7 protein-coding genes are annotated in these 7,953 nt (G+C 71.8%); 5 read left to right on the top strand and 2 right to left on the bottom strand.

Annotated features, from left to right (window positions below; genetic code table 11):
• On the top strand, nt 1–395 hold a 395-nt coding region (locus ACY45C_RS12595; RefSeq protein ID WP_462187806.1), incomplete at its 5' end, for an acyl-CoA thioesterase.
• Between the two features lie 25 nt (nt 396–420).
• On the opposite strand, the gene ACY45C_RS12590 is transcribed toward ACY45C_RS12595, so the two are convergent.
• Entirely contained in the window at nt 421–1,878 is a 1,458-nt protein-coding gene (locus ACY45C_RS12590; RefSeq protein WP_462187809.1) for an MFS transporter, read from the bottom strand.
• Nucleotides 1,879–2,107: 229 nt separating this feature from the next.
• On the opposite strand from ACY45C_RS12590, the gene ACY45C_RS12585 reads away from it, so the two are divergent.
• Nucleotides 2,108–2,866 carry a TetR/AcrR family transcriptional regulator gene (locus tag ACY45C_RS12585; RefSeq protein WP_462187805.1) on the top strand — a complete coding sequence of 253 codons (759 nt, stop codon included), beginning with the start codon at nt 2,108–2,110 and terminating at the stop codon, nt 2,864–2,866.
• Nucleotides 2,867–3,116: 250 nt separating this feature from the next.
• Nucleotides 3,117–5,252: a hypothetical protein gene (locus tag ACY45C_RS12580; RefSeq protein WP_462187803.1), complete on the top strand. Its 2,136-nt coding sequence runs from the start codon at nt 3,117–3,119 to the stop codon at nt 5,250–5,252.
• Between the two features lie 854 nt (nt 5,253–6,106).
• Here ACY45C_RS12580 and ACY45C_RS12575 read toward each other — a convergent pair.
• Nucleotides 6,107–6,502: an NUDIX hydrolase gene (locus ACY45C_RS12575; RefSeq protein ID WP_462187802.1), complete on the bottom strand. Its 396-nt coding sequence runs from the start codon at nt 6,500–6,502 to the stop codon at nt 6,107–6,109.
• A 350-nt stretch (nt 6,503–6,852) separates the two neighbouring features.
• On the opposite strand from ACY45C_RS12575, the gene ACY45C_RS12570 reads away from it, so the two are divergent.
• Nucleotides 6,853–7,260 (top strand): TOBE domain-containing protein, encoded by a 408-nt coding sequence (locus ACY45C_RS12570; RefSeq protein WP_462187801.1) that lies wholly within the window; start codon nt 6,853–6,855, stop codon nt 7,258–7,260.
• A gap of 209 nt (nt 7,261–7,469) precedes the next feature.
• Nucleotides 7,470–7,953, top strand: a 484-nt coding sequence (locus ACY45C_RS12565; protein WP_462187799.1) for a molybdate ABC transporter permease subunit, incomplete at its 3' end; no start/stop codon positions are given.

Raw genomic sequence — 7,953 nt, 5'->3', positions numbered from 1 at the left:
CCAGCCCCCTCGACCGTCCGATGATGCCCTGGGAGGTTCGGGTGCTTCCCCGGGCGGGCACCCATCAGCTGGACCAATGGCAGCGCATCCCCGGGGCGCCGGAGGACCGGTCCCTGTGGAGGGCGTTCATCGCGCACAGCTGCGAACTGCTGCCGCTGTCCGACCTGCTGGCCGTCACCGGCCTGACCCCCACCAGGCGCCTGGCAGTCGCCGTCCTCTCGCAGAATGTGACCTTCTACGACGACCTGGACGTCCGGGACTGGCACCTGTTCCGGGTGCGTACCCTGCACGCGGGCCACGGCCGGACGATCGGCCGTGTCGAGGTCTTCGGCCCGGACGGGGAGCTACGCGCGGGCAGTGAGCTCGTCGGGCTGCTGCGCAGATCCACGATCTGATGTCCGCGCGGCTGATGGAGATGGATCAGACCTCCGCGAGTGCCTGGTCCTCGTCGTCCGAGGCCCCGGACGCGGTCTTCTCCGCCGCGCCGAGGGCCGGCTCCGGCTCGGGCCGCCGGACACGGGGCAGCAGCAGCGCGGCCAGGATCCCGGCGGCGAGGACGCAGCCGCCGATGAACAGCCCGAGGGAGTAGCCGGAGGCCAGCGCGTCGAGCCGCGCGGCCCCGTGCCTGAGACGGCCATCGGTATACCTGGTCGCGATCGTCGACACCGCGGCGAGGCCGATCGCCGCGCCGATCTGGCGGCTGATGTTGATCAAACCGGACGCGAGGCCCGCCAGGCGCATCGGCACGCCCGCCGTGGCCGCGGCGACCATGACAGGGCCCACCCCCAACCCGATGATCAGGACCGGGCCGAACACGTGCACCCAGTACGAGCCGTCCCGGGTGATCGTCGACAGCCAGAGCAGACCTGCCGTTCCGCTCATGAGACCGAACACGATGATCGGACGCGGACCGAGCCGCCCGATCATCCGGGTGACGATCCGCGAGGCAACGATGACCATAAGTGGTATCGGGAGCATGGCCACCCCGGTGCGCAGCGGGCTGTAACCCTGAGCCTGCTGGAGGAAGAGGGTGAGGAAAAAGAGGATCGTGAACATCGCGGCGCCGAGGAAGGCGGCGACCGCGTTCGCTGCGGCGAGCCCGGGGTAGCGGAAGATGCTCAGCGGCACCAGCGGGGCGGGGGTCGTGACCTCGACGACCACGAACGCGGCAAGGAGCACTACCGCCCCGGCCAGCATCCCGAGCGTGACCGGGGACGTCCAGGAGGAACTCTCGGTGCGGACGATGCCGTAGACCGACAGCACCAGGCCCCCGGTGACGGTCACCGTGCCGGGAATATCAAGATCACGCAGCCGGCTCAACTGGCCCCGCGACTCGACAAGCACGAGCCGGGCGGCCACGAGGAGCGCCACCCCGATCGGCACATTGACGAACAGCACCCACCGCCAGTTCGCGACCTCGGTCAGCGCACCGCCGACGATCGCGCCGAGCGCCCCGCCGCTGGCCGCGGTGGCGCCCCACGCGCCCAACGCCCGGGTCCGCTCCTGCCCCTCGGCGAAGGAGGTCATCAACAGGGTCAGCGTCGCCGGGGCGAGCACGGCCCCGCCCAGCCCCTGCACGGCCCGGCCGCCGAAGAGCAGCAGACCCGCGAACGCGATCGTGTAGGCGTTGACCACCCACTGCAAGCCGCTCGCCGTCATCCCGAGATCGGTCTGCATCGACGGCAGCGCGACGTTCACGATCGAAATGTCCAGAACGACCATGAACTGGGCCAGGCAGCAGACGGCCAGCACGGCCCAGCCCGGAATCCCCCGGCCCGGCGGTGCGCCACCTCCCGGCGAGGCACCCGCCCCGGTACCGGCGGTCCTGCCGACCACGGCACCGCCCTCGTCCGAACCGCCCTCATCCGAACCTGTCATCACCCGATACCTCCAACTCCAGCCTTCATACAACTCCAGCCTTCGTACACCGTACGAGCAGTGAGCCAACCCTACGCCGTACGATGTACCAACGCCAAAACGGCAGCCTGTGCGTCCTGCCAGGAGGCGTCCTGCCAGGAGGCGTCCTGCCAGGAGGCGTCCTGCCAGGAGGTGAGTGGCGATGGCGGCGCCGCCGAGTGCGGCCCCGGGGCGATCCCAGGGGAAGCCGATGGGACGGGTGTCCACCCCACCGGGATGCCGGACGCCGCTGAGCGGTGAACGGCTGGCCCTGGCCGCGATGGAGATCGCCGACGCGGAGGGGCTCACGGCGGTGTCGATGCGGCGGATCGCCGCACATCTGGGCGTCGGGACGATGACGCTCTACCACCACGTCCGGGACAAGGACGAACTGACCGGCCTGATGTGGGACGCGTTCCTGGCTGGGCATCTGCTGGACGAGGTTCCCGAGGACTGGCGGGACGGCCTCACCCAGATCGCCCGGCGCGCGAGGCGGTCCTTCCAGGAACGTCCCTGGGCCCTTCGGATCGGCATCCGCCGGGGTTTCGGTCCCAACAAGCTGCGGCACATCGAGCAGTGCCTGACCGTCGCCTCGAAGATCACCGATGATCCGCAGGACCAGCTGCGCATCATCCACTCGCTTAATGATCTGGTGGTCGGCTGCACGCTGCGCGAACTCGGCGACCGGGAGGATTTCGACCGCCGACGGCCTCCGGCGGCCGACTCCCAGGATCGCCCCGGTGTCCCGATGGCGGGACCGGTTTTCTCCGTCCAGGTCCTTGACGCCCAGGTCCTCAACCGCGCGCAGACCGCCGAGGACGCGCAGACCGCCGAGAAGGAGTACCCACGGCTGCGCGCCCTCGCCGCCCTCGGCTGCGGATACACGGTGCCGCGCTTCGAGCAGGCGCTGAAATGGCTTCTCGACGGAATCGCCGTCGCGTACGCGCCGGAGCCCCCGGCCAACCGATGATCGATTGGCCGATCATCGGTTGGCCGGGAAATAGCCGACCGGGGAACAGCCGACCAATGTTCCGCCGACGATGATCACTGTGCTCGCGCCCGGTGCCCGCCGGCGTCCGGCGGATGCCGAATTCGCTGCGGATACGAAGAAGTGCGAAGAAGGATGCGTAGCGGCCTTCACGGACACGACTGGAGTAGCTACCGTCGGAGCGAATAAACGTCGCTGACCGTCCACGAGCCGCATTCGGGGCATCATCACCATGACCGCTCGGCTACCTCGTCACGTCGCGCCGCTCGCCGTGGGCGAGCCCACCTCACTCGGGCCCTACCAGCTGCTCGGTCGGCTGGACGCCGGCATCACCGGCATCGTCTATCTGAGCCGTGCTGTCGGAGGCGCGCAGGTCGCGATCCGCGCGCTGCACCCGGGCGACGCCCTGCGCACGGACATGCGGGCCCGGTTCGCGGCGGCGATCGACCGCGCTCGCGTGCTGGCCGGGGCACACACCTGCGGGGTGCTCGACGCCGCGCCCGACGCCGAGCGGCCATACGTGGGCACGGAGTTCGTCGGGGGCCCGACCCTGGCCCGCGAGCTCACCGAACGCGGACCGCTGTCCTCGGACGAGATCGACCGCCTCGCCCGGACCCTGTTGGAGACCATCGATGCGGCGCACCGCACGGTCGGCGCACTCGGCGACCTGACAGCAACGGATATCGTGCTCTCCGTTACCGGGCCGCGGCTGGTCGACCTGGGTGTCGCGGCGGCCCTGCGACCACTGCTGCTGTCCCCCGCGGCCGGCTCGGCCGGAGGGAGGCCGCACGTCGTCGCCGGGCGCTCCGGCCACCTGCGGCCTCCCCCCAACAGCCCCGGCTACGTGCCCGGCTATGGCTACGGCCCCGCGGCGAGTGGCTGGGAGGGCCCCGCCGCCGACATCGTCGCGTGGGCCGGGATCGTCGATCTGGCCGCGACGGGAAAGCCCAGCGGGTCCGTCGAACCCGCGGCCCGGGCCGGGCGACGCCGCGCCGACCGGTCGGAGCACACGGCTCCCATCGGCCAGGGGGTGCGGCGGACGCTCGCCCGTGTGCGACAGGCCGACGGGGCCTCTCTGCCCGACACCGCCGAGCTGCTGGCGCTGCTCTCCGGATCGAAGCCGCAGTCGACCCGAGCGGCGTGGGGCCGTGGCCGACAGGCCGCCACGGCTCACGGCGGGCGGGCGGGCGCCGCGACGACAGGCGCGGATCCGCGGCCTGAGCCTACCGATCCTCGACCACCGACCCGGACGGCTCCCCTCGGAAGGGCTCCCCTCAGGACGGCCACGGGCGGGCGGCACAGCACCGGTCGGCGGGCACCGAGCCCCACCCGGAGTGTCCCGGACCCGATGGCCGCCCGGGCGCTGCCACCGCTCCCGACACTGCCGCCACTCCCGACACTGCCACCGCCGGAGCTCCCGCCCCCGGACCGCCGGGCGGCCTCCGCTCGTCCGGAGTCCGGACGAGCGGAGGCCGGACGAGCGGCATCGGTGGGATCCACATCAGCGAGGCGGGCAGCCGAGCCACGGGTAGAACGCCTGCCGGTGGACCCGCTCGTTCGCGCTCGCCGGTCCCGGATGCGCCCGGTCGCCGCATTCGCGGTGGCTGCGGTGGCAGCGGTGGCGGCCGCAGCCACCGCCGCGGGGCTCAACTCCTCGCCCGACGACGTGACCACGGGTGCGCGTGCTCCGTTGCACGAGTCACAGCCGGACGACGGCGGCACCGTGGACACTCCGAGCAGCGGCCGGTCCGGATCCCGCGAGGGCCGCCCGGCCGTGCGGGCACCGGCCGCCCCCCGGCCCGCCGCGTCAGGCAGCCCCGCCGTGGACGAACCCGCCGTGGACGAACCCGGCTCAGGTGGGCCCAGCACCCTCGGCGGCGGATCCGTCCTCGGCCCGACCAAAGAGGAACAGCAGAACGACCTGGCGGCGGAGGACGTCGCCCTGAACACCCTGCGCCTCGCGGCGGGTGGCAGGTCCGCGCCGCCGGGGCGTTCCTCTGGCGGCCCGGTGCCGGCGGCCTCCCCGCCGGCGCACCAGGCGCCGCCCGTTCTCGCCGCCGCCCCGCCGGTGCCGACCAAGCCGTCCGCAGCGGCGGAAGGAGTGGCTGCCGGGCCGATCGAGGCCAGGACCCCGGCCACCGGCACCCCGGCCGCCGGTGGCCGGACCACCCGCGCGGCAACAACCGCCAGCGGAGCTTCCGTGACGTCCACGGCGACCAAGCCCCCGACCCAGCCGGCAACGACCCAGCCGGCAACGACCCGGCCGGCCGCCACCCGGCCACCGGCCACGACGGCTCCGGCTCCGGCTCCGGCCAGGAGGAGTCTCGCCCCGGTGCAGGTGGACGTCGTGACGTTGGCCCCGCGGTAGTCCCCAGCCCCGCGGCGGCCTCTGACGGTTCCGCTGTCGTTCGCCCGAACCGGCGACGGAGGTCACCCCCGCCCGCACGGCACCGTCGGGCCAGATGATCTGGAGGGGTTTGCGTCGCCAGCGCGCGTAGGAGACGACGTCCGCCGTACCCCCGAAGCCACACGCCGGCAGACCGTCCCACACCGCGAGGACCTGGTCGGATGCGTCGACCAGAAGGCGGCTCGCCGACATCAGGCTGGGCAGATCGGGCTTCGCCCGGTCCTGGCTGCGTATCTCGGTGGCGCGGCCGAGCAGCCGATCGTAGTCGCGCCGATGCGCAGCGGGTTGAAAGTCCCGGTAACCGGCCGCGGGTATCATGACAATGAGCCGGCCCCCAAGTTCGAGGACCACGTCGGCGAAGATAGTGTCCGCTCCCTCGGCCAGGCAGCTGATCCCGGTCAACCCGGCCGCGGCGAGAGGCGCCAGCACCCGGCGCATCTCGCCGGCCGTGTATTCGGCCTGCCCGTCGGAAAGCCCCCGGTGGCCCGTCACCCCGATGACGACCATGCCGTTGTCACCCCGTCCGGCGGTGACGACGGAAACAGCGGTAACCATCGCGCGATGCAGCGCCCGATGCGGACCGCGACGGCCAGGGTCGGCGTCGAGAGAACACCGGGCGAATGTACCCAAGGGATCCGGGGCCAGGGTAGTTCGTCACCGGATCGGGCCTGTCACGGGGCTGTGGCGCGGGTCGCCTGGCTCCTTCATCCGGCCGCATTCCGACCCGCGGGCGTGCGGGCATGCGGGCGTGCGGGCGCTAGAACCTGAAGTCGAGATGAGGTCAACCGTGCGAATGCGAGGATGCGCGCCTACGGTCAGCGGCTGGCCGACTCGTACCAGGCCGGACGGGTGTTGGTGAGCCAGCCGGGGACCAGTCGGCGCAGGTCGGCGGGCCTTAGTTCCAGGTCGAGCAGGCTCCCAAGGGACACCGAGACGATATCGAGATCATTCAGCCTGCTCCCGAAGTCGGCGCCCCACGATCGGTCAGCGGCGAAGACGACGTCGAGCACCCCCATCCGCTCACCGCGTTCGATCGAGATGTTCTGGATACCGCCCACGAACGTCAGGTAGTCCAGTTCGATCCCGGCCTGCTCGTTCAGCAGCCGACGCAGCGCCGTCTGCACGGTCTCTCCCGGCTCGACCCAGCCTCCTGGCAAGTGGAACGACTTCTGGCCACGCTCGTTGGCGAGCAGCACCCGATCACCCGTCACGAGCAGCGCGCGCGTTGATCCGCACGGGGCCGGCGACCAGGTCGCCGTAGGACGTGGTGGCGGTGACGGTCGGTTTGGAAGCGGGCGGTGTCACGGGTGCTCCAGGAGTGGCGAGTCGGGCAGGAATGGCGAGTCGGGCCGAGAGGGGCAACCTCCGCATCGTGCCCCGCCGGACCAGATCGTGATGCGCCAACCGGTCATCCGGCCGGCATCGGGTCGGTCGAGGACACGGTCCCGTCAATCCGACCACCTCGCCGCCCGACCCGCATGAGCGGATATTTTTATGTAATTTCACCGTAATTTCGGATCATACGTCGCGACTCTCCCGAAGATACGGGTACGATCACCCCATGCCGAGATTCCGGATCAGCGAGGCCGCCGCGCTGCTCGGTGTCAGTGACGACACCATCCGCCGGTGGGCGGACAGCGGCCGACTGCCAACCGTCCTAGACGACGCCGGCCGCCGGGCGATCGAAGGCGGCACCCTGGCCGGATTCGCCAAGGATCTGGCGACCGAGCAGACCGCCGCCCAGACGCCGGTCGTCGCCGAATCCGCGCGTAACCGCTTCCCCGGCATTATCACCCGCGTGGTGCGCGACGCGGTGATGGCCCAGGTCGAGATCCAGGCCGGCCCGCATCGCCTGGTCTCGCTCATGAGCCGGGAGGCCGCCGACGAACTCGGGCTGGAAGCCGGCGTCCTCGCGGTCGGCGCGGTGAAGTCGACCAACGTCGTCATCGAGCTACCCGAGCGTCGTTGATCCCGATCAGCGAGAAGGGCCTGCCCGCCGTGTCGGTCCGCGGCGGTTCGCTCCTTCGAAGGGGTCAGCCGGAGCAACGGGCCGTCGGCCCGCACGGCCGGTTCAGCTCGCACGGCCGGTTCAGCCTGCGCGATCGGGCACCCCGGCCGGGTGACCCGCGGACCGGCGGACGTCCGCGCCGCGCGGTTCGCCGGGAAACGCGCCGCCGGATGTCCTGGGCGCTGCTGGTGCCGGCCGGGATCGCTGGCCTGTTCCTGCTCCTGCCGCTCGTCGGCCTGCTCGTCCGCGCCCCCTGGTCCGCCCTGCCCGATCTGCTCACCGAGACCGCGGTCCGGCAGGCCCTCCTCCTATCAGTGGAGACGGCCACCGCCACAACCGCGCTGTCGCTGCTGTTCGGTGTCCCCCTGGCCTGGCTGCTGGCCCGCACCCGTTTTCCCGGCCGGTCCCTGTTGCGCGCCCTGGTCACCCTCCCGCTCGTGCTGCCGCCAGTGGTCGGCGGCGTGGCCCTGCTTCTGGTGCTGGGTCGGCGCGGCGTCGTCGGCCAGTACCTCGATGGCTGGTTCGGCATCACCATCCCGTTCACCAGCGTCGGCGTGGTGATCGCGCAGATCTTCGTGGCCATGCCGTTCCTCGTCGTGTCCGTCGAGGGCGCGCTGAACAGCGCCGATCGGCGGTTCGAGGACGCCGCCGCCA

It is taken from the genome of Frankia sp. CcWB2 (assembly GCF_977927585.1).
Note: the sequence above shows the minus strand (reverse complement) of the source record. Positions and strands in the feature narration are given on the sequence as shown.

Excerpts from the sequence above, each read along its gene's own strand:
- ACY45C_RS12580 (WP_462187803.1), top strand. The coding sequence starts at position 3,117 with ATGACCGCTCGGCTACCTCGTCACGTCGCGCCGCTCGCCGTGGGCGAG.
- ACY45C_RS12590 (WP_462187809.1), bottom strand. The coding sequence starts at position 1,878 with ATGACAGGTTCGGATGAGGGCGGTTCGGACGAGGGCGGTGCCGTGGTC.
- ACY45C_RS12585 (WP_462187805.1), top strand. The coding sequence starts at position 2,108 with ATGGGACGGGTGTCCACCCCACCGGGATGCCGGACGCCGCTGAGCGGT.
- ACY45C_RS12570 (WP_462187801.1), top strand. The coding sequence starts at position 6,853 with ATGCCGAGATTCCGGATCAGCGAGGCCGCCGCGCTGCTCGGTGTCAGT.